The 23,216-nt window shown below is 37.9% G+C and carries 18 protein-coding genes, 1 pseudogene and 1 riboswitch; of the genes and pseudogenes, 10 read left to right on the top strand and 9 right to left on the bottom strand.

All coding sequences use genetic code 11. The annotated features are described in order from the left end of the window. Positions 1-137 precede the first annotated feature (137 nt). Entirely contained in the window at positions 138-2,228 is a 2,091-nt protein-coding gene (gene ptsG / locus J2S74_RS09410) for a glucose-specific PTS transporter subunit IIBC (protein WP_307324654.1), read from the top strand. A 146-nt stretch (positions 2,229-2,374) separates the two neighbouring features. Here ptsG and hpf read toward each other — a convergent pair whose 3' ends face one another. Both hpf and cspD read right to left on the bottom strand, forming a co-directional pair. Continuing rightward, positions 2,375-2,941, bottom strand: coding sequence for a ribosome hibernation-promoting factor, HPF/YfiA family (gene hpf, locus J2S74_RS09405; protein ID WP_307324653.1), 567 nt, complete (start codon positions 2,939-2,941; stop codon positions 2,375-2,377). A 428-nt stretch (positions 2,942-3,369) separates the two neighbouring features. Next, positions 3,370-3,567 carry a cold-shock protein CspD gene (cspD, locus tag J2S74_RS09400; RefSeq protein ID WP_307324650.1) on the bottom strand — a complete coding sequence of 66 codons (198 nt, stop codon included), beginning with the start codon at positions 3,565-3,567 and terminating at the stop codon, positions 3,370-3,372. A gap of 541 nt (positions 3,568-4,108) precedes the next feature. Between cspD and asnB the strand changes: the two genes are divergently transcribed. The 9 genes and pseudogenes from asnB (at position 4,109) to J2S74_RS09355 (ending at position 14,071) form a co-directional block, all read left to right on the top strand. Continuing rightward, positions 4,109-6,049, top strand: coding sequence for an asparagine synthase (glutamine-hydrolyzing) (gene asnB / locus J2S74_RS09395; protein WP_307324647.1), 1,941 nt, complete (start codon positions 4,109-4,111; stop codon positions 6,047-6,049). Positions 6,050-7,103: 1,054 nt separating this feature from the next. After that, positions 7,104-7,850, top strand: a complete 747-nt coding sequence (locus J2S74_RS09390; RefSeq protein WP_307324645.1) for a transposase — start codon at positions 7,104-7,106, stop codon at positions 7,848-7,850. Between the two features lie 11 nt (positions 7,851-7,861). Then, positions 7,862-8,527, top strand: a complete 666-nt coding sequence (locus J2S74_RS09385; RefSeq protein ID WP_307324643.1) for a single-stranded DNA-binding protein — start codon at positions 7,862-7,864, stop codon at positions 8,525-8,527. A gap of 499 nt (positions 8,528-9,026) precedes the next feature. Further along, positions 9,027-9,257 (top strand): hypothetical protein, encoded by a 231-nt coding sequence (locus tag J2S74_RS09380; protein ID WP_307324640.1) that lies wholly within the window; start codon positions 9,027-9,029, stop codon positions 9,255-9,257. A 196-nt stretch (positions 9,258-9,453) separates the two neighbouring features. Next, positions 9,454-10,023: pseudogene (locus J2S74_RS09375) on the top strand (IS1595 family transposase); the annotation flags it as partial. Between the two features lie 238 nt (positions 10,024-10,261). Beyond that, complete coding sequence (locus tag J2S74_RS09370) at positions 10,262-10,753, top strand: MarR family transcriptional regulator (protein ID WP_307324636.1); 492 nt, start codon at positions 10,262-10,264, stop codon at positions 10,751-10,753. Then, entirely contained in the window at positions 10,746-11,246 is a 501-nt protein-coding gene (locus tag J2S74_RS09365; protein ID WP_307324632.1) for a CBO0543 family protein, read from the top strand. Before J2S74_RS09370 ends, J2S74_RS09365 begins: the two co-directional genes overlap by 8 nt. Before the next feature lie 1,147 nt (positions 11,247-12,393). Then, a complete protein-coding gene (locus tag J2S74_RS09360; RefSeq protein ID WP_307324630.1) occupies positions 12,394-12,534 on the top strand; it encodes a hypothetical protein in 141 nt (46 codons plus the stop codon). 13 nt (positions 12,535-12,547) lie between these two features. Further along, positions 12,548-14,071 carry a sodium/proline symporter gene (locus J2S74_RS09355; protein WP_307324627.1) on the top strand — a complete coding sequence of 508 codons (1,524 nt, stop codon included), beginning with the start codon at positions 12,548-12,550 and terminating at the stop codon, positions 14,069-14,071. Positions 14,072-14,308: 237 nt separating this feature from the next. Here J2S74_RS09355 and J2S74_RS09350 read toward each other — a convergent pair whose 3' ends face one another. The 7 genes from J2S74_RS09350 to J2S74_RS09320 all read right to left on the bottom strand — a co-directional run bounded on the left by J2S74_RS09350 (position 14,309) and on the right by J2S74_RS09320 (position 22,942). Beyond that, positions 14,309-14,701, bottom strand: coding sequence for a DUF8042 domain-containing protein (locus J2S74_RS09350; RefSeq protein ID WP_307324625.1), 393 nt, complete (start codon positions 14,699-14,701; stop codon positions 14,309-14,311). Between the two features lie 185 nt (positions 14,702-14,886). After that, on the bottom strand, positions 14,887-15,240 hold the full coding sequence (fliT, locus tag J2S74_RS09345) for a flagellar protein FliT (RefSeq protein ID WP_307324623.1): 354 nt from the start codon (positions 15,238-15,240) through the stop codon (positions 14,887-14,889). Continuing rightward, positions 15,237-15,671, bottom strand: a complete 435-nt coding sequence (gene fliS, locus J2S74_RS09340; protein WP_307324621.1) for a flagellar export chaperone FliS — start codon at positions 15,669-15,671, stop codon at positions 15,237-15,239. The genes fliT and fliS overlap by 4 nt, the downstream gene beginning before the upstream one ends. Positions 15,672-15,709: 38 nt before the next feature. Continuing rightward, positions 15,710-17,314: a flagellar hook-associated protein 2 gene (locus J2S74_RS09335; RefSeq protein ID WP_307324619.1), complete on the bottom strand. Its 1,605-nt coding sequence runs from the start codon at positions 17,312-17,314 to the stop codon at positions 15,710-15,712. A gap of 117 nt (positions 17,315-17,431) precedes the next feature. Then, complete coding sequence (locus tag J2S74_RS09330) at positions 17,432-17,794, bottom strand: flagellar protein FlaG (protein WP_307324617.1); 363 nt, start codon at positions 17,792-17,794, stop codon at positions 17,432-17,434. Between the two features lie 139 nt (positions 17,795-17,933). After that, complete coding sequence (locus J2S74_RS09325; RefSeq protein ID WP_307324615.1) at positions 17,934-21,743, bottom strand: OmpL47-type beta-barrel domain-containing protein; 3,810 nt, start codon at positions 21,741-21,743, stop codon at positions 17,934-17,936. 78 nt (positions 21,744-21,821) lie between these two features. Continuing rightward, a riboswitch (cyclic di-GMP riboswitch) is annotated at positions 21,822-21,907 on the bottom strand. A gap of 195 nt (positions 21,908-22,102) precedes the next feature. After that, a complete protein-coding gene (locus tag J2S74_RS09320; RefSeq protein WP_307324613.1) occupies positions 22,103-22,942 on the bottom strand; it encodes a flagellin N-terminal helical domain-containing protein in 840 nt (279 codons plus the stop codon). Positions 22,943-23,216: the final 274 nt, after the last annotated feature.

The raw sequence follows: 23,216 nt of genomic DNA, 5'->3' as shown, positions 1-23,216 counted from the left end.
AAAATGATTATAGCACAACGTCTTAGGGGATGATATTCCCTAAATACGTTTGTGATATTTTCATTTTTCACTCATGCCTTTTTTGTTGTCATTTAATTTCATCATAATTATACAAAAATGAAGGAGGAAAAGACTTTATGTTTAAAAAGCTTTTTGGTCAGCTGCAACGAATCGGTAAGTCATTAATGCTGCCGGTTGCTATTTTGCCAGCTGCTGGTTTATTGCTTGCCTTTGGTAATGCCATGAGAAATCCAAATATGATTAATCTCATGCCGTTTTTAGAGAATGATTTCTTTATCAGCTTAGCCACCATGATGGAGGAAGCTGGGGGAATTGTTTTTGCTAACCTAGCCCTTATCTTTGCACTAGGGGTTGCCGTTGGTTTAGCCAATGGAGCAGGGGTTGCTGCCCTCGCTGCCGCTGTTGGTTTCCTTGTTATGAATGTAACCATGAGTGTTATGGGTGGCTTAACCCTTGATATGGTCGTCGGAGGCGGAGACCCTGCCTATGCTTTAGTCCTTGGTATTCCAACCCTTCAAACAGGGGTATTTGGGGGTATTATTATCGGTGCCCTCGCTGCCTGGGCTTATAACAGGTACTATACAATTGAACTTCCTGCATTCTTAGGTTTCTTTGCAGGGAAGCGATTTGTTCCAATTGTAACGGCATTCGCTGCTTTCTTTGTTGGGGTTGCCATGTTCTTTGTATGGCCGCCAATTCAAAATGGAATGAACAATTTCTCAGAATTCTTAATGGAAGAAGCGATGACTGTTGCCGTATTCTTCTTCGGTTTCATTAAACGTTTATTAATTCCATTCGGACTTCATCACATTTTCCATGCACCGTTCTGGTTTGAATTCGGAACGTATACAACCCTTGCAGGAGATGTTGTCCGCGGGGATATGAATATTTTCTTCGCGCAGTTACGTGACGGTGTAGAGCTTACTGCCGGTCACTTTATGGCTGGGGAATTCCCGATCATGATGTTCGGTCTTCCAGCTGCGGCACTTGCCATGTATCATCAAGCTCGTCCAGAAAACAAGAAGGTTGTTGGTGGTTTATTAGGATCTGCTGCCTTAACTTCATTCTTAACTGGTATTACAGAGCCAATCGAATTCTCTTTCTTGTTCTTATCACCGCTATTATTCTTTATCCATGCGGTGTTAGATGGAATATCCTTCGTCATACTGTATTGGTTAAATATTAATATGGGTTACACCTTCTCCGGAGGTGCCATCGACTTCTTCCTATTCGGAGTTGTCCCTGGCCGTGAACCGTGGTGGATTGTCATCATCGTAGGTCTAGTGTTTGCTGTGATTTATTACGTCCTATTTACGTACATGATTAAGAAGTTCAACCTTATGACACCAGGTCGTGAAAAAAATGTAGGATCTACAGATGAAGATTTAAACAACCGTCGTGGCGGTGGAAACACGGAGCTTCCTTTCAACATCTTAAAAGCCCTTGGCGGAAAAGAAAACTTAACTCACTTAGATGCTTGTATCACTCGTTTACGTGTATCCGTATCCGATAGTGGTAAAGTAGATAAAAATCGCCTAAAGGAGCTTGGAGCTTCTGGGGTTATGCAAGTAGATCAAAACTTCCAGGCTATTTTCGGACCTCGTTCGGAAACAATTAAGAGTCAAATGGAAGACATTATCGCTGGGAAAACACCAGTACCAGAAGAAGCACCGGAGGCACCTGCAGCTCCTAAAGCTGAAGCTGGAGAAGGTGCTGAAGCTTGTGATCCAATTCCTGCAGCGGATTTCGTTGTAGCTATCCCAATGGCAGGTAAGGTTATGCCAATTACAGAAGTACCTGACAAGATGTTTGCGGAAAAAATGATGGGCGACGGCTTTGCTATTGATCCAACAGATTCCAATGGAACGGTCGTTTCACCTGTAGACGGAAAAATTGTGAACCTGTTCCCAACAAAGCATGCACTCGGTATCGAGACACCAGACGGAAGAGAAGTACTTGTTCACGTTGGTATTGATACGGTAAAAATGAAAGGAGAAGGCTTTGAAGCATTCGTCAGCCAAGGAGACGAAGTAAAACAAGGTCAAAAGCTACTCCAAGTGGATTTAGCCAAAGTGAAAAACGAAGCTACTTCTGCAATAACACCAATCGTATTCACTAACTTGAAAGAAGACGAATACGTCGTCATCCAAAATCCAGGCCCTGTAAAATCAGGAGAAACAAACCGAATAAAAATCGCCAAAAAATAATTCACAAAACTGTCACAGAACCGGTCCCCGAACTTTCGTTCACAGACCCGGTCTGTGACAACCTAAAAAGGAGCCTGCATTCATTGCAGGCTCCTTTTCTTTCATTATTATTAACGTCCGTTTTAATTTTGGTTAGAACGTACTTTTTATTCTGGTTCAATTAAGCCGTAACGGCCATCTTTTCTTTTATATACAACATTTGTTGAACCACTTACGGAATTAGAGAATACGAAGAAGTTGTGACCTAGCATATCCATTTGTAAAATGGCTTCTTCCGCATCCATCGGCTTTAAGGCAAACCGCTTTGTACGGACAATTTCAAAATCTTCGTCCTCTTCATGAGCTACAGCAGTAACACCATTTTTCGCTAACGGCTCTAAATCATTCTTAAACATATATTTTAAACTATCTTCTTGGCGGTATTTTCTATTAACTTTTGTTTTGTGCTTTCTAATTTGTCTTTCTAACTTTTCCACAACCAAGTCGATAGCCGCATACATGTCTATATGCTTTTCTTCGGCCCTTAATAAGAGCTTAGTCATTGGAATCGTAATTTCAACCTTCTGATCATTGTTCAGAACACTCATTTTGACATTTACGTCTGATGAAGGGGTTCCATCAAAGTATTTCTCCAGTTTCCCTACTTTTTTCTCCACGTAATCTCTCAATGCTGGTGTAATATCAAGGTTTTCGCCACGAATATTGAAATTCATAAGCAAACTCCTCCTTTCGGTTATGTAAGTAATATTCTCCATACCCTTTTAATATTCCTTCCTAAAGGCCAAGAAAAAAATGAAAAGATTTTGTCGAAAGATTTTTAGTACACCACTCATTGTTCCTTAGGTACAGCTGAATATTCTTCGTTACTACCTTATCCATATTTAGCCAAGCTTAACCTAAATATGGAATGTTCACAAAAACGTCACAGACCCGGTCCGTGAACTCAAACTGCAAAAAAAGAGGGAGCCTCATAAGGTTAAATTAAACACCTTTTGAGATCCCCTCCTTTGTCATGCTATTCAACGTTAAGATAAACGTTTATTATATTCCCCATGTAAGCAGTTTCAATTGTTCACAAACTTTATTCTATTAGAGTGAGTCTGTGCCTTGATCTAACTTCCAGATATTCCGGGAATGTCAATTAACGCTTTACTACGTTTGCAGCTTGTGGTCCTCGAGCACCTTCTACGATTTCAAATTCTACCTCTTGACCTTCTTCAAGAGTTTTAAAACCTTCTTGCTCAATTGCGGAGTAGTGTACGAATACATCGTCTCCACCTTCGCGCTCGATAAATCCAAATCCTTTTTCTGCATTAAACCATTTTACTTTTCCTTGCATGTTTCTAACACATTCCCTTCATATTAAGAAATCCTGTGGGGCTACCACAATTTCACTATAACAACGATATTCCAAACCGTCAATTGCTTTTATACTGATTATTTCGACAAATAAAGTCGAATTTTTGCAAGCGCTTAACATATTGGTATAATAACTTCTAACCTGAATCCTTGATAAGAGGTGTTGATATGCCATCCACCTGCTCGCTTTTCGCGGGTAAGGCTTCAGCTTCTAAACTAATTTTAATAAATTTGTAACATAGTTGAAACCTTATGAATTATCGCAGCGTCTAACGTATTGAATGAAGCAAAAAAGTGGTAACAAATAACCATTTTCTAAAGCAAGGGTTTAATCAAACTATTTTTTTCAAATAATAAATAATACGTCTTCATTGACCAAAAAAATTAATTCAAAACCATCTATTTTTTTTAGAAAAAAAAGACTATAATATATCTACTTTGTGTAATAATTTTAAAAAATAGCAGATTACTTACTTTATAGGTACCAGCTAAGGGAACATGTTTGAAAGGAGCAAAAGAAAATGTGTGGATTTATCGGAATCGTATCCGCAAATGAACAGGCACTATACGAGCAGCCCATGAAGCAAATGATGGATGTGATCACACACCGCGGACCCGATGATTCCGGTGTGTTCGAGGACAAATACGTGCGCCTCGGATTTCAACGTTTAAGTATTGTGGACTTAGAGGGCGGCCATCAACCAATGAGTTATTTAAATGCCCGCTATACCATCATTTTTAACGGAGAAATTTATAACGCACCTGAGCTCCGAGAAGAACTTATGGATATGGGAGCGACCTTCGAAACCCATTCGGATACAGAGGTTATTTTAGCTTCCTACCATTATTACGGTGAAGAATGCTTAAACAAGTTTAAAGGAATGTTTTCCTTCTTGATTTGGGACAAAAATAAAGAGCGGCTCTTTGGAGCAAGGGATCCATTCGGAATCAAGCCTTTATTTTATCGCACATTAAGAGACGGAACCGTTGTTTTTGCATCGGAGAAAAAATCATTATTCTTTATTAATGAACCTGCTTATATTGACGGAGAAGCAGCCTTTCATTATTTAACGTTTCAATATATTCCTGAGCCCCATACGGCAACATCGAAAATAGATAAGGTTGCACCTGGACACTCCCTGTCATGGCGTCCCGGTGAAAGCCTCCATCTCCGTTGCTACTGGAAGCCAGAGTTTTTACCGAAAGAGGAGTTTTCCAAGAAAGCTGTTAACTTCTTGTTAGCCCCTTTCAAACGAAAAGCACTCCTAGCGGAAAAAAATAATGTACAAACGGAAATCCGGGAAACCTTAATCGATTCCGTCAAACGACATATGCGGTCTGATGTACCAGTAGGGGCCTTCCTATCAGGAGGAATCGACTCCTCCGCCATCGTTGCCATTGCGAGACAATATCACCCTGACTTAAATACGTTCACGGCGGAGTTTGACCGGGAAGGATACAGTGAAGGGGATGTGGCAGAAGAAACAGCGGAAGCCCTCGATGTTAACCATCGCCGGGTAAAAATTTCCGTTGAAGACGTCATGAATGAGTTTCCGAAAATCATCTGGCATATGGATGAGCCAGTTGCGGACCCAGCGGCTATTCCACTCTATTTCGTGGCCCAAGAAGCTAGCAAGCACGTAAAGGTTGTCCTATCCGGTGAAGGTGCTGACGAGCTATTCGGAGGTTATAACATCTATCGCGAACCGCAATCGTTAGGTGTATTCAAAGGAATCCCAAGCCCATTGAAGCCAATTGTAAAAAATTTAGCACAGCGCTTGCCAATGGGAATGAAAGGCCGAAGCTTCCTCATTCGCGGTTGTACACCGTTAGAAGAGCGTTTTGTAGGAAATGCGAAAATCTTTACAGATGATGAAAAGGATAAAATTCTTATTCCAGGATCACCAAACTGGAAGACCAATGACATCGTTAAACATTTATATGAGGACTCAAAGGCATACGATGATGTGACGAGAATGCAATATGTGGATATGCACACATGGCTCCGAGGCGATATTTTAGTGAAGGCAGATAAAATGACCATGGCCCATTCCCTAGAATTACGGGTGCCATTTTTAGATCGAGATGTGTTTGATGTGGCATCGCGCATTCCATTGCACGGAAAGGTGCACGGTCACCAAACAAAGGTATGGTTACGGGAAGCATTAGGGGATGTAGTACCAGCCCATGTATTACACCGGAAAAAATTAGGTTTCCCAGTACCCATTCGAATTTGGCTGAAGGATGAGATGTACGACTGGGCAAGGAGCTGGATCACCAACAGCCAAACAGATCATCTCTTTAATAAAAAAGAATGCCTACAACTGCTGGAAGACCATCGCCAAGGCAAGTTCGATGCCAGCCGTAAAATTTGGACCATTTTAACGTACATGATCTGGCATTACAACTACATGGAAAACAGCCACGACGAAGGCGAACAATATATGTGGAATATTGGATAAGAGGAGGATCAAAAGGCGTGTTTTTAGCCTTTTGATCCTCCTCTAAGTATTTGCGGAGCCGTCGCAGTGGGCGAGCGAAGAGCGAAGCAACTACCACCCCTTGTCAACATTGTTCACAAAATCGTGCGGGACCCGGTCCTTGTCATTTTTTTGGTTGGAAATGTGTACATTTTGTGTCAAAGTACGAAAATAGTATTGTCTTTTTAAAACGCTTACAATAATATTAGACATAAGCTCCTATAAGATACATATATTTCCTATAGTTCGACATTCTGCCATTTTACTCCTCGTAAAGCTATAGGTCATAACTCCCACTCACTAGAAGCCCTATATCGAGCTTTCTTCAAATTACTCTTCAAATCGTTCTTCCTGCCTTACACACATTGAGAAGAACCCAAACTAGGTTTAAATAAATGGAAATTTTACCACAATTAAATATTCCCCAAAGACCGATTCACTGTTGGAGTTTCCTCATTCAACTGTGATACGGATATACTTATTGCACCTCTAACCACTATAGAGGTCAGAATAAATCTTTATTTGATACATAATCAGTAAGGGCTACAATCCCTTGCAATAAGTATCCAATTTCGAAGTGTGCAGGACAGCTGCAATTACTCGATGAGGTCTTTTTTCGAGGATTTGCAGCTGTCCTCACACTTTTTTCTTTTTTCACAGATTTTAAATATAGATGTTCTAGTTGTGTTTTAGATGAATATATGTGGCTTGGATACGCTGCAGGGGGACCAATTACGCCTAAAAGCAGCCCACGTCCTGTGGGCAACGGCGTAATGTCGCCTTCCGCTCCTCCAAGCTTGTTAAAAAAAGCAACCCAGTTTTGAAAACAGTATTTATTAACATCTGCCCTGCTATAACCTGCAGCGTAATAAAAAACAGAGAGGAGGTGAAGGAAATTAGATCTAGGTGGGGTTGGCTCTCGTCTTACACAACTTAACTTAACCGTGACACTACTTATTTTTCAAAGGGAACAATCCATTCATCCATTTATTAATCACAATACTAAACAGAGCAATGATCGAAGGAGGAAATAACGATGCCAGTTCGTAAAAGACAATGGTACCCTGGAGCTATTTATCACGTTATTAACCGTGGAATCCGTAAAACGCCTATTTTTCTCTGCGAGGAAGATTACAACAAATTCTATTCTATCTTAGACGATGCATTCCTGTACTCTCCTTATGCGCTCCATGCCTACTGCCTCATGACCAACCACTACCATCTATTAATACAGACAAAGGAGCAGCCATTAGCAAAATTAATGCATGCCATCAATACGCCATACGCCATTTGGTTCAACCAGAAGTACAAGTTAACGGGTCCCCTCTTCCAGAACCGGTACTCCTCTCACCCAGTTCCATCGGATTATGGTTTAATGACTGTCAGCGCCTATATTCATAACAACCCGAGGGAAGCAAATATTTGTGAGGACCCGTCGAAATACCGGCATAGCAGCTGCAGTCAATATGTGACTCCTGACCTAATCGCAGATCAGAACAGCATCTTCACAGGAACGGCAATGGAAGAATACCCTTCCCTTTCCCTGGAAAAAAATCTATCACTGCCAACAGAAAATCTATTTTACTTTCAAGCTAATCCAAGCGACTGGAATAGGTTTTTAACAGCTGATTTTACACCACGATCCCCACCGAAGGCTTTTTCCAAAGATAGAATTCGTCAGCTCTTTCCCGTCCCCCTTCACCAGCATTATTCAAGATATATAGAACGAGAATGGAAATTAAAACAAATCCAAAAATCAAATCAAAGATTAAAAGAAAACTAGGAGTGAATGACATGTTAAACCAAATAATGTTAATAGGAAGAATTGTGAAAGACCCGATTATTTCCAACACGAAAGACGGAAGAGCCTTCACAAGAATTACCTTAGCCGTCCGCCGTTCCTTTAAAAACCAGGAAGGGAATTATGACACAGACTTTATTTCATGTGTTGCCTGGAGAAAGACGGCGGAAATGTCCAGTGACTATTGCACGAAGGGGTCCCTTGTTTGCATAACAGGGAGAGTGCAAATGCGCTCCCAAGAAATTGAAGATAACAAGCGGTTAAGTTTTCCAGAAATCATTGCGGAAAATATCACCTTCCTACAGCTAAAACGAAACGCTCAACCATCAGATGAGATACCAATTCCAGGAGAAGAACCTCGCGTAATGAACGGCCCTTATTCCAACCAAGGAGCTGTAAATGGAAATGGTAGAGTTGTTAATCAAGGGGCAGCAAACGGAAGTGGTTTTGTATCTAATGGAAATGGGACTGTTTCCAATCAGGGTGCTAGTAACGGTAATGGTGCTGTTTCCAATCAAAGCCACGTAAATGGTTCGGGTGTTGCTTCTAATTCCGGAGTTGCCGCCCCTACTGTTTCCAGCGGGACTAGTAATGCTTCTACTACTAACCTATCAGGTAAACCAGCCGAAGCCAATGATGCTTCTGATCTTCCTTTTTAAAAGAGTCTGTTTTAAAACACCACGATAAATGAAAACTATTTTAACTGTGCTAAATTTGGAAGTTGATTTACGCTTCAGGCACTCGCTTTCCGCGGGCAACGCTTCAGCCTCCTCGGGAAAAAACTGTGTCTCTTCCTCTACTAGTTTCGCTTCGGAGCTGCATCCGTCGAGACAACTCGTAGCTTACTCGTGAAGTAAACGCTCGTCCCTGCGGTGTCTTCAGCTGCTCCTGCGATTACTCGTCGCATGGAAGAGCGTTGTTGCTTTTCCCGCAGGAAAGAGCGTTACTTCGTTGAATATACATTGATTTGTCTCGACGGATTCACTTCGAAGCTTTGCTTGTAGAGGAAGAGACAGCTCCTGCCTTTCGCTTCAATCAACTTTGTTTGAAAAAATGTATTAAAGCATAGCTTCATATAAAAAGGTTGGTATTTGAGCTTTTTGAACAGACTCGAATCGATTGCAGCACAATAAAAATAATTTGAAAGGAGACCTAACATTGGACGAAAAAGAATTAATAAAAGTAATCCTTCACCGTTTGGCAAAAATAGAGCAGGAAATGATGAAAAGGAAGGATTTAGTAGATATAATGGAGCAGCTCGTCATTCATGAAGAAAGTTTAGAAAACATTCACGATGCATTAGGTAACCTAAAATCGAGCGTAGAAATAAAGCATATGGAGAATATCAATGCCGACGAAATCCTCCTTCGCTCCATCCGGGAATACTAGATTAAGTACTCAGACGGGCATAATTTGATTTAAACGGAATTGGACGAGTTGAGGTTAATCTAATTAAATTAAAGATATAAACAAAATGCAGCTAAAGATAAAACTCTCCAGCTGCATTTTTTTAATTAAAACGCTGTGTTAGCGTTTAATGTTGATATTTGCAATTACCCGAACTCTCGTTCTATAACGGTGGTAAGAAATGGACGAGACCTATTTTCTGTACTCCGAAAAAGGGTCTAGAAATATCAAAGACAGAAAACCTCGTAAACGAGGAGGAGCTGCTAAAAAACGCGGAATAAGTAATGAACAAGAGTGCGTGTTAGTGGCTAGAGACCGGGATAAAATGACGTTTTCCCAGGCATTAGGAATGGGACGATTAACAAAAGAACAATTAGAAGAAGCAATCGGACATAAACTCTCCAATAAAAACGTCTTATGCACCGATTCTTGGCGTGCCTTTAAAACCTATGCTGCTGATAAGGGGATGGTTATTTATCAATTCAAATCAGATGGAAAAATCCGTACTAAGGGCATTTATCATATTCAAAACGTCAATAGCTATCACAGTAGACTAAAAGGATGGATACAACGATTTAAGGGTGTTGCAACAAAGTATCTGAATAATTACCTTACCTGGTTTCAAGTACTGGAAGCCATTCATCACCAAAGAAATGACGTTAATATAAAAGATTCGATAATTAAAAGGGATTTAATACCAAATATGGAAACGTATGATACACTTAGAACATCGCATATCGAGATATAAGTTTTGTTTCTTATTCAACTGACGCACGCTTAATCCCAAAATAAGAATAAAGCTATCTTTTATAACCCTTTTTATTGGAAAAGTAAGTTAAGGTTATATTAGGTGAATTGTCTGATTTTTCTGCTATATCACTAACGGGGAGGTTAAGTAAAAGTAATTTTTTTATGAATAAGATAATACTTACAGAAAATAATAACACTTGTACATGCAATTGCACATACAAGTGAGGGGGATATTTTTGAATTTATTACAAAGACAACAATTGATTTTAATGACAAGAGCTTTGTATTTTGATATAGAAAATAAATGGAATGAATTAGGAAGAGAATTTAATATTACTCCTGCTCAACAACATATCTTATTTCTCCTATCAACTAATAATAATGAACTAACCCCAACTAAAATTGGTGAGTTAGGTTGTTGGCATAATTCGACAGTAACCAGATTACTAAATAGACTCCAAGAAAAGAAATTTATTTATGTGAAAACCAAAAGAAATGAGTTAGGTTTCAAAGTTGTTTCCATGACAGATAAAGGAAGAATTATACTTGAACAATTGATGGAGAAAGCTAAAACAATGAAAAAATTCCCATTTGATATCAATCATTTGTCAGAGAAAGAAGTTTTGTTATTTTTAGAATATGGAAATAAAATTTTAGAAGAACAGAAGGGGTTGGATTTTCGGAAGAGTGTAATAAATGCACAAGTAGAGGGCTTTGATTATGCTTAAATCAAGTAGTGTATTTAGAGATTATATTATTTTAAGGTTGATATGGGTCGTTACAGCTGGGCTATTGTTTAAATTTATACCAAAAGATAAGGTTAGACAAGGTGTCCTAGCATTTTTATATAAACAGGTTGTGACTTGGTTATTTGGCTTATTAGTAGTTGAAAAAGGACTAATTAAATATCCTGTTAGATTTTTTAAAAAGGCAAATAAATCCAGTTTTTCATTTGAATATTTTATTTATCCGTCTTTATGTGCAATCTTTAACACTAATTATCCTGAAAATAAGAATAAATTTATAAAAATTTTTTATTACATCTTTAATTCAGGGGCTATAACTATTTTAGAATTTATTTTAGAAAGGTATACTAACCTAATTAAATATGTAAAGTGGAAGTGGTATTGGACCTTTATAACGATTAGTTTAACATATTTTTCATCAAGGCTGTTTTATCGTTGGTTTTTTAAAGATGAGTTTAAAGAAAAATATAAATAATTTGTGATGGATTCCACTTTCACTAACGGGTGAAAGAGTTTAATATCGGAAGTTGCCTCAGCAGATTTTTTACTTATTCACGTAACAAAAGTAATGCTAAAAAAGAACGCTAAACTTCATAACAATAGATGTATTAGCCAATAATATTATCGTATTACTTCACTCTTTATTATTCAAAAAAGTATTTTATCTTTAAATTAATTGGTCGCCAAATAGTATATAAGAAAGGAACTGAGAGTAGTATGACTCCTACATTAATTCGATTAGCTACGGTATTAATATCTTGGATTTCACTTATCTTTTTACCCAGAAAGTCTTTTTATAAATATTTACCTGTTTCGATTTTTACTTCCGTACTTGTTTTAATTGTCTGTGCCTTATCAATACCATATAAATTTTGGGTTATTAAGGGTAATAAGACAACAAAAATACTAAATGATTTAAGTTTTGTATTTGGTTCATTCTTTGCTGGAACACTCTGGATTTTTCATTTAACCTTTGGGAAATTCAAGCAATATGTTGCCCTTAATTTAATTGCCAATATACTTCTTTCATATCCGCTCAGCTATATCTTCCAAAAATTCAAGGTATACAAGTTAGTAAATTTTAAAAGTAAACACGTATTCCTTACTTACTTTTCCTTTTCTTTTTTAATATATGGATACCAAATGCTTCTAAACCGATGTTTTTCGTTTTACAGTAAATTGTGAAGGGGTGTACTTAAACAAACGGGAAGCGTTAGTTGAATAAGCGAATAAGCAATAATCGGACTTCCAAATTTATGGAAGTCCGATTTTAATATTAAAATCAACATTCAACGATAACAGAGCCTATTAAAAAATCGTCACAGACCCGGTCCGTGACAGTTTTATGACATTTTTCGGTATTAATATTTCCGATAAAGTAAATACTACTAATGAAGCAAGTCAGTAAACTTGATTGTATTTAATCTAAAAACTATATTATATCCGATAAAAGAAGTCCTCCGTACCTTTAACCCCTTTAGGTACGGGGACTTTTTTTCTTTAAAAAGAAATGTTAAACCTCCTAAACTTTTCCTCATTTGTACCTTCCTATCTACCATGAGTGAATTTTCTTCATTTTCCAAAAATAATATAATACAATTTAATTGGAGGAGGTGAAGAACATGACTGGAGGTATTTTCTTTGGATTGATTGTTGTCCCATCATCTATTCTAGGGCTTGGTTTACTTTGTTACTTTATTACCGGCAAACAGGAGGCACAAGCGGAACAAGCAAGTAAAAAAGTAGAAAAGCAAACATCATAAGGAGGGAATTACAATGGATATTACAGCACACCCGCTAACAGTTACCGTATTAATTTTATATTTAATTTTATTAGTTGGTATTGGAATTTATAGTTCTAGAAAAAGCTCCAATGGTCTTACAGACTTCTATTTAGCAGGGAGAAACCTTAATAAATGGACAGTTGCTTTCTCTGCTGTAAGCTCTGGTCGTAGTTCGTGGTTAGTCTTAGGGGTTTCTGGAACTGCTTATTTAACTGGCTTGAATGCCGTTTGGGCCGTTGCAGGATACATAACTGTTGAAGTATTTATGTTCTTCTTCGTTGCCCGTAGATTCCGTCGCTTCAGTGAATCTACTGGAAGCATTACCATTCCAGATATTTTAGAAAACCGTTTAGGGGATCCAAAGAAAATACTTCGTCTCGTTAGCTCCCTGATTATTCTGTTCTTCATGGTTGCTTATGTTGGTAGTCAACTTGTTGGTGGAGCTACCGCATTTTCAGGAAGCCTTGGGATAACGCAGACGCAAGGAATGCTCCTTACTGCTGCAATCATATTCTTATACACTATTCTTGGTGGATTCCACGCAGTAAGTAAAACAGACGTTCTTCAAATTATGTTTATGTTTTTCTCACTCGTCATCCTACCAATTACAGCCATCATCCAGCTTGGTGGTTTTGAGCCTATACTAGCTACTATGCACGCAGAAGGAGGAGGGTTTACTAGTCCATTTGCCTTTGCCTTCGGTGCCATCATTGGTTTACTAGGGATTGGATTTGGTAGTCCTGGTAACCCACATATCATTGTTCGTTACATGAGTTTAAAGGACGAGAAGGAAATGCGTCAGGCTGCATTAATTGCAACATTCTGGAACGTCATTATGGGTTGGGGAGCCATCATGGTTGGTCTAGTAGGACGCGCTTACTTCCCGAGTGTAGATATGCTCCCTAATTCTAATAACGAACAAATATTCACCTCACTAGGTGCCGAAGTAATGAACCCGTTTTTTGCTGGGATACTCCTTGTGGCCGTTCTTGCAGCGATCATGAGTAGCGCAGACAGCCAACTACTTGTTGGAGCCAGTGCCGTTGTGAGGGATATTTACGAACGAATTTTTGCAAGGGACAAGGAAATCTCTCAAGCTAGACTAGTCATGTACAGCCGTATTGTTATTCTTGTACTCATGGGTCTCTCTATTTGGTTGGCCTCTTCCGCTCAAGAATTTGTCTTCTGGATGGTACTCTTTGCCTTCGGTGGATTAGGAGCATGCTTCGGACCAGCACTGATACTCTCTTTCTACTGGAAAGGATTAACGAGAGCAGGGGTACTTACTGGAATGATTACGGGATTGATCACTGTAGTTATGGTAAAACAACAACCACAATGGACGTACAGCATAATCGACGTCCATGAGTTTCTCCATAAGTATTTCTTTGGGATCACCTATGAAGCCGTACCAGGATTTATCATAGCAACCTTCTTCACCGTTGTCGTAAGTCTATTCACACAAAAACCAGCCAACGGAGAAAAAATAATCGAAGACCTCCGAAAAATTGGTTAACGGTTAATGTAGTAAAAATGAGGTTCAATTGCAATGGCTCTGCTCGTTGCACGCCAGTTATGAGAAAACCACTCATAACTGGCTTTTAAACCCTTGCAACGGCTTCGCTCATTGCATAAAGGCTACTGAAAAAGGAAAAGAACTTTTTCAGTAGCCTCTACCGGGTCCCGTACAATTTTGTGAACTTTTTCCTAAGCTATTAAAAAAACAGGCTGACAAATTAGGATAAATTCCTAACTAGTCAGCCTGCTTTATTTCTAAATACTTTTTAATGATCTGTCTCCAGCTTTGTAAGCTTGGAGCAAGTGTATCGTTAAGAAAAGTAGCACGATCCCAAATTCGCGAAAAGCGCTCCTCCACATTAATTGAGATATCCACAGAGGCTTGAAATTTATCTAATGTTTTCAAAGCCAAATCATCGGAACCGAAAATGGAATAAACAGTCATATTATCCCTATTAAAAGGTGCGAGACTAGTCATAATATCCTTCAACAAACGATCCCCAATATCCGCGTCCCCTTGAAGGTAACACTCCCCGACAAACTGAATAGTCGATTCCACTTCATTTAATAACCCTAAATATTGAACTAAAAACTGGTGTTGAGCTTCTGTCAGTTTCATCTCAGACATGATCTCACCCCACTTAAATTCTCTTACTACAATCTTAACCCATTTCCCCAATTCGAATCTAGTAAACAAAAATTCCAATTGTTCACATTTTGTTCACAGACCGGGTCTTGAACAAAATGTGAATAAATTTAGACATAAAAAAAGATGCTGAACCGCGACGGACAACATCCTCTATTAGCAATTGTTTAATTTTTCTTATCTATGAAAGCACCGTCTACTGGGTCATGTGCATATGGATTTTCATAACGGCGGCCTGTTTCCTTTTTCTGCTTTAGCTGAAGCATATCCCGTTTTATCATGTTTAACTCTTGCTGCAGTTTAGGGGCCATTTGTTGGTTCCATTCTACAGCCTTCTTCAATAATTCCTTATCCGTTTCAGAAGGTTCAACACCATTAAGGGAAGATAAGACAATCTCTCTCTCGTCCACTAATGACGTTAACTTTTCAATATAAATCTCGCGTTCTTCTTTATTAGACGAGCTTCCTACTAACTTAAATAGCTGCTCTGTTATATCATATAATTTCTTAAAACTACTCAACGGTTGGTCACTCCTGCTGCAGTAGCAGTTTGTCCAACACCACTAATTCCGTGGCGACGTTGCCGGTCTAACTTAATAACTTCTTTCCAAGTATCACGAAACTGTACTACAAATTCCTCCGCTTCTTTTAGTGCTTGTTTATCATTTTTTGTATTAGCGTCAACAAGACGGTTTAAAATGAAATCATACATTTGCATCATATTTTGAGCAACTTCAACGTCCATTTTCAACGTTACCATAAGCTCACGAATAATGTTTTGCGCTTTTATTAGATTTGTATTTTTCTCTTCCACCTTATTTTCATCCAAAGCTTTTTCTGCACGTTTAATAAATTTTAAACATCCTTCATAAAGCATCAACGTTAATTCCCCTGGGGACTTCGTTTGAACTGCATTTTGTTTATAATTCGCATATGGATTATTCATTGCCACATTAAATTCCTCCTAAAAACAATTTTAAAGCAAAACTATTAATTCATCATCCCCATCATCATAGACCACATTTGATCAGCTTGGGCATTCATCTGTGCCATCGCTTTTTCCATTGCAGTAAATTGAGCCCAGTACCGTTGTTCTGTTTGTTGAAGTCGTCTCTCAAAATTCGAAATACGGTCCTCAACACTCAAGATATTCCTACCGATAGAAAATTGTTGTAATGTTCTTCCTTCACGTCCTGCACGAGCGGTTATATTATCAATCGTTGATCTCAATTGTGTATTTAGCCTCTCTAAAATACCTTGCTCACTACGAATAACCCTTCCATTTTCATCTCTACCACCAGTTGCATTAAATAGTTGAAATAGATCTTCAGGATTATTTTCAATAGCAGCTCGTAAACGTTCTTCCCCCGTCATTCTAGTTCCATCAGGCATTGTCACTTGTCGATCATCTAAAACTATTTTTCCACCGTCCCTAAAATCCCGTGATGTGGTAAGCCCTATTTCATTTAAGTTCTTAAAAACTCCATCAAGACCCTCCACATTACTGAACAACTCTGTCCGCATTTGGTTCAAAGCCGAAGTTAATTGTTGATCACTTCTAAGCAAACCACTGCGAGCTTTTTCCTCCCATAACTCAATTTCCCTCTCACTCATTTCCCCCCGTTGCTCTTCTGTTAAAGGTGGATAACCACGATGCCGTTCTTCCCTAAGCACACCGTTTATTTTATCAACAATTGCATTATAATCTTCGACAAACTTCATTATCCTATCAAAAATTGCATCCGTATCCGTAGTAGTGTTGATACGAACTGTACCATTTGTAACCCCATGTAGTTGGTAACGAACTCCATTTATCGTAAATTCATTCGATTCCCTTTCCATGTTATGGCCATTGAACGTGAAGTGGGCATTTTGACCAGCATTTGTTTGATGTTCACCATTAATTGAATTATTCTCGCCTGTTTCAAATCCAAGACTAGAAAAGAAATTTTTAGTTGTTTCATCCACAAAACGAATATCAGATCCTTTTCCTGTATCGTTCATTGATAAAATCATCGTACCATTTCCATTTCTATCATCAATAAAGGAAGAAACACCTAGTTGTGAACGATTCATTCGGTTAATGACATCATTCATACGATCCGTTTTGTTAATTTGAACTTCAACAGTGGTTGGTTCAGTAGCACCTGGTTTTACCACTTCAAATTTTAATGTTGCCCTATCATTTTCCCAAGGAATATCTGGTCCGTCTTCCCAATTACCTATTCTTCTTGTAAAAAATTCATTATCAATGTCAAACCCAGAAGATTTCCATGTTGATGCTTCTGCTAAAGTCGTTACTTCAATTCTTGCAGTAGCATTTTGGGCACTTGATGTACCAGTAGCCGTTACTTTTGTAGGATCTGAGCTAGTAACTATTTTCTGGTTAAAATTACTACGTAAACCTAATCCAGAAGCCCTGAAAGATTCCCGAAAAGAAGAAAGTTGCAAATTAATTTCACGTAATGCATCCCGTTGCCATTCCATCCAAGTCCTGTCTTGAATCATTTTATTAACAGGCATACGTTCTGCCTGCATTAATTGTTTAATCATATTTTCAGTGTCCATTCCAGTAGCTAGTCCACCGATACGCATATCTACTTCACTCCCTAGTTTAAGAGATAACCTACTAGTTATATCGACAATATATAAGAAATGTTTAATTATGTAATATTAAAAAAGCATAGCTTCATTTTGCTATGCCATGTAAAATTATATTTTTTTGTCAATAATTATTCCTGCAAATTCAAGCATAGAAGAAATCATATCTAAAAATTCCTCGGGAGGAATTTCCTTAACTATTTCCTCAGTATGACGATTAACAACTTGAACAAAATAACGATCTAATTGTTCATGAAATTGAAATTTTATACTAGTAAATTGTAGGTCAACAAGCTCGTTCATAGCATTAACTTTCTCTTTAACTAGCCCCTTCGACGCTTCTTTTTTCTGTCCTTGATTATTTTGAATAGATTCTTCTAATCTACTCTCCTCATTATTGGAAGGTTTCGGAGAATCTTTGCCAAAAAAGTTTTGTTGTGCGGTTGATAAATTACCAAGGGACTTCACTTCCATGTGCCATCCACTCCTCTATATTGTTTTTTTTAATATCGGTAAAAAATTCATTTTTTTTATATTAATTTTAAATAGAAAATAGATTTAAACAAAAAAACAGAGAGTGTACTAACTATACCCTCTCTGTTTTCTATATTTTTTATTTTGTTCTGGAATTTCCATTGTTGGATTGAAGACTCTTTCCGTTACTTTGGTTATTGTTGTTTATAACTTTAACTGTTGTAGAACCAACAATTAAATGTTCTCCAACATACCCACGAAATTCTAAATGTTTTTCGTTTTCTCCCCAAACAAAGTCTTCACGATTAAATTTGAACTGACCTTGCTTAGCTTGATTTGCGTTTCCATTACTTCCTGCAATAGCTGCTGTTCCATTTAAATTAGCAGTTTCTAGCTTAATTTTACTCATATCAAAAGCCTCTAGTATTGTTACTCTAACTGTGAATACCCCATTATTTCCCTGTATTATTCCAGGTGTAACTTCAATAGTAGCTGGTAGGTATACGACAAATTTATGTTCAAGAGTGGTTATCCATCCTGCATGATCTTCTACAGAAACTTTAAGGGTATATTCTCCTGGGTTTTCTAAAGTTACAACATCTCCATTATTAATTTCTTCCCCATTTAAGAATAGTGTCTCATACTTAATTCCAGAAATAGAGTCATAAGCTTCATAAACTAGTGGAAGCTCTGTACCTAACACGTACTCATCGCTATAGTTCCAAGACACTATAGGCGCTGTTTTGTCAACCTTCACATATTCCGTTTTAACCTCTTCTACATTTCCAGCTTTATCTACACTATAATAGGAAACTTCATTTACTCCTTCTTCTGTAATGGTAAAGTTCGTTCCTTCCTTAAACTCTGACCCATTTACAGAAAAGTAAGTAACTGCCACTCCACTTTTCGTATCTGTTACTGCCAGTTCCACAGTGAAATTATTCTTTAACCAATCGCCTTCAATATTAGAGATGGTTTCTGGTGCTGTTTTGTCGATTTTCACATATTCTGTTTTAATCTCCTCTACATTGCCAGCATTATCTACACTATAATAGGAAACTTGAGTTACCCCTTCTTCTGTAATGGTAAAGTTTGTCCCCTCAGTAAAGTCTGAACCATTTACAGAATAGTAGGTTGCAGCTACTCCGCTTTTGGCACCTGTTACTGTCAATTTTACAGTGAAATCATCCTTAAACCATTTCTCTTCAATATTAGAAGACGTTTCTGGTGCTGTTTTGTCGATTTTCACATATTCTGTTTTAATCTCTTCTACATTGCCAGCATTATCTACACTATAATAGGAAACTTGAGTTACCCCTTCTTCTGTAATGGTAAAGTTTGTCCCCTCAGTAAAGTCTGAACCATTAACAGAATAGTAGGTTGCAGATACTCCGCTTTTTGAATCTGTTGCCGTTAGTTCTACTGTAAAATCATCTTTTACCCATTCGTTGACGATATTAGAGGTTGTTTCTGGTGCTGTCTTATCAATCTTCACCTTCTCTGTTTTAACCTCTTCTACATTCCCTGCATTATCTACACTATAATAGGAAACTTCATTTACCCCTTCTTCTGTAATGGTAACGTTCGTTCCCTCGGTGAAGTCTGAACCATTTACAGAATAGTAGGTTGCAGCTACTCCGCTTTCAGTATCTGTTGCTGTTAGTTCAACTGTAAAGTCATGATTAACCCACTTTTCAACGATGTTAGAGATTGTCTCTGGTGGGGTGATGTCACTGATAATTTCAATAGTAACTGTATTTGAAAAAACAGATTCACCAAATCGTTCGTTAACTGCTGTAACAACATAATCATGAACACCATCTGTAATGTCCCTCACCCAAAAGTTCGTTCGATCTGTTGAACCTAATAAAATAGCTTCGGCACCTACTAATTCGTAAATATTATATTTCTCCACATATTCAATGGCATTCCAATTGATTCTAATGTCACTTTCATTTTCCGCCCCTATACGAATTACTGGAGCTTCCATCTCAGGGAAATTAACAGTAACATTTAATTCACTTGCATTTACAGATTCCCCAAAACGGTCACTATAAGAGTTTATTTCAAATGAATAATATCCTTCGTCAAGGTCTCTAAACCATTGATTTGTACGATCTGTTTCAGCTACTAGCTTACGATCTCCATCAATCCATTGATAAATCTTATATTTAGTAGCATATGCCACTTCATTCCACCTTAACTGCACATCATTTCCATTTGCAAACCTTTCATTTAATCCAGTAGGTGGCTCCATAATCGGATGAATATGATTAATTGTTAAAGAAGAAGCTTTTGATTCTCCAAAACGGTCGCTATAGGAGGTTACTTCAAAACTATATTCTCCTTCTGGCATATTTCTAAACCATTGGTTCGTACGGTCGGTTGTTTCAACTAATTGACGCTCTCCATCAATCCACTGATAAATCTTATATTCAGTTGCATATTCCGCTTCATTCCATCTTAACTGTATGTCATTCCCATTGGTGATTCTTTCATTTAATCCACCAGGAGCTTCCATTACAGGGTGCTCTAAATTTACTTCTAAAATAGACGGTCTTGATTCACCAAAACGGTCGCTATAGGAAGTAACTTCGTACACATATTCTCCTTCTGGCATATCTCTGAACCATCGGTTTGTTCGATCGGTTGTGTCTACTAACTTAAGTTCACCTTCGATCCATTGATATATACGATATTCTGTTGCGTAATCAACCTCGTTCCACCTTAATTGGATGTCATTTCCATTTGTTATTCTTTCATGTAAATTCTGTGGAGACTCCATACTGGAGTGAACTAAATTAATTTCTAATCGTGAAGCTTCAGCGGATTCACCAAAACGATCACTATAGGAGGTTACTTCAAATACATAATCTCCTTCTGGCATATCCCTAAACCATTGATTTGTTCGATCCGTTTTGGCCACTAATTCTCGCTGACTATCTTCTATTTGATAAATTCGGTATTCTGTGACATACTCTGCTTCATTCCATCTTAATTGTATGTCATTTCCGTTTGCTAAACGTTCATTTAACCCTTCTGGGGCTTGCATTTTTGGATGAATCAAATTGATTTCTAAACGTGAAGCTTCTGTAGATTCCCCAAATCGTTCACTATAAGATGTTACTTCATAAACATACTCACCTTCTGGCATATTTCTAAACCATTGGTTTGTTCGATCTGTTGTTGCTACTAATTCTCGTTGCTCATCATTCACTTGATAAATTCGATATTCTGTTACGTACTCTGCTTCATTCCATCTTAATTGAATATCGTTACCGTTTGTTATTCTTTCGTTTAAACCTTCTGGTGCTTGCATTTCTGGATAAACTAGATCAATTTCTAAACGTGACGCTTCTACCGACTCACCAAAGCGGTCACTGTAGGATGTTACTTCAAATACATACTCACCTTCTGGCATATTTCTAAACCATTGGTTTGTTCGATCTGTTATTGCTACTAATTCTCGCTGCTCATCATTCACTTGATAAATTCGATATTCCGTAACAAATTCGGCTTCGTTCCATCTTAATTGAATATCATTTCCATTGACTATTCTTTCATTTAATCCCACTGGGGCTTGCATCACGGGATATTCCACTTCCACTAACAACGATTCAGATAAAGCAGATTCCTGAGAAGTGCTCACCGACGTTAATGCAAATATGTAAGTTCCTTCCGATAAGTCTCTTATTATTAATCTACTTAAGCTTGTGTTACCAACTAATTCTTTTTCCCCATCAACCAATTGATAAACATTATAGTTTTGAGCACCGGAAACAGTATTCCATGTAAGCCTTACATCACCTGGAAAGGACTGAGTAGCACTCAAATTTGTTGGTGCAGATAGGGGTTCTTCTGAAGCAAATGCCTCGGCAATCGGAAGAAGCATCTGAAGAACTAGAACTAAAGTCATCATCAACGCGATCTTACTTGATACTTTTGACATCCATTCTTCCTCCTCTTTCTAGGAAAAAGAGCAATAAAAATAGCCTAACAAGATAATTAGACTAGGAATCTATCACCTTGTGGTAACCGGCTGCCATCCACCATAGGTAGTACAGGCCCTTGGCTTTGCGTCTCATAGTTTCCCATGATTTGCCTTTTTCACTAGATATTTTGTCATATATTTCTACTTTTATAGTACTCTTAGTGGCAAAATGTGTCAATAGGACTAGTTAAATATGGGTATTTATACCCATTCACTTATATTACTTTTATATAAGAATGTGAAAGAATAATTAATAAATTTGTGATGATACTAGAAAGGAGACCCTAGAACATCTAAGGTCTCCTTATAAATAATAATTATCCTAGTAACTGTAATACGGATTGTGGTGCTTGGTTTGCTTGTGCAAGCATTGACTGAGAAGCTTGAGAAAGGATGTTCGCACGAGTCATTTCCATCATTTCACGAGCCATATCAACGTCACGGATACGTGATTCTGCAGCTTGTAAGTTTTCAGATGCATTATCAAGGTTATTGATAGTATGCTCTAGGCGGTTTTGCCATGCCCCTAATTTTGACCTTCCAGCTGATACATCCTCAATAGCTTGATCAATAGTAGTAATAGCAGCTTGAGCTGCAGCTGTGTCAGAAGAAATATCAAGTTCATTTAAATCAGTGTCAACTATTACACTTAAATCAATACCTTTAATACCAAAGTCAAGTTCCATTACTTCATTTTCATTTGCACCAACCTGTATAACTACGTCACCTTCATCACCAGCAGTTCCATCTAGAACATTTTGCTTATTAAATTGAGTATTATCTTTTATTCTTTCAATCTCTGCAATTAATTCATTTACTTCATCTTGTAAAGCATCTCTATCTTCTTCAACATTTGTGTCATTGGCTGATTGTACAGCTAATTCACGCATACGTTGTAAAATTGAATGTACTTCATTCAAAGCACCTTCGGTGGTTTGAATCATAGAGATTCCATCCTGAGAGTTACGGCTTGCTTGATCTAAACCACGGATTTGACCACGCATTTTCTCAGAAATAGATAGACCTGCTGCATCGTCTCCAGCACGGTTAATGCGGAGTCCTGAAGACAATTTCTCCATTGCAGATTGTTGTGCACCTTGGTTGATTCCCATTTGACGGTGTGTGTTTAGTGCTGAAATATTATTGTTGATAATCATTGTTAAATTCCTCCTTGAATTTAGTTGGTTTTTCTTCCTGTCACGTCCTTGTGAGCGGAAGCTTACTTTGGTCGCACATGGATAAAGTCGGCCGCCTTTATTCCTAGTTTGACCTTTACATGTTTATTATCGGTAGCACCATTAAATAGTTTAGTATTTTTTAATATTTTTTCAGAGTTTTTTCCATTAAGCATCAAATCCTAATGAGGAAACGGAAAAAGACTGTCCATAATGCCTATTAAATGTCGTAAATAGGACTTATTCAAACTATAAA

Source organism: Evansella vedderi, from assembly GCF_030813435.1.
Classification (GTDB): domain Bacteria; phylum Bacillota; class Bacilli; order Bacillales; family Salisediminibacteriaceae; genus Evansella; species Evansella vedderi.
Note: the sequence above shows the minus strand (reverse complement) of the source record. Positions and strands in the feature narration are given on the sequence as shown.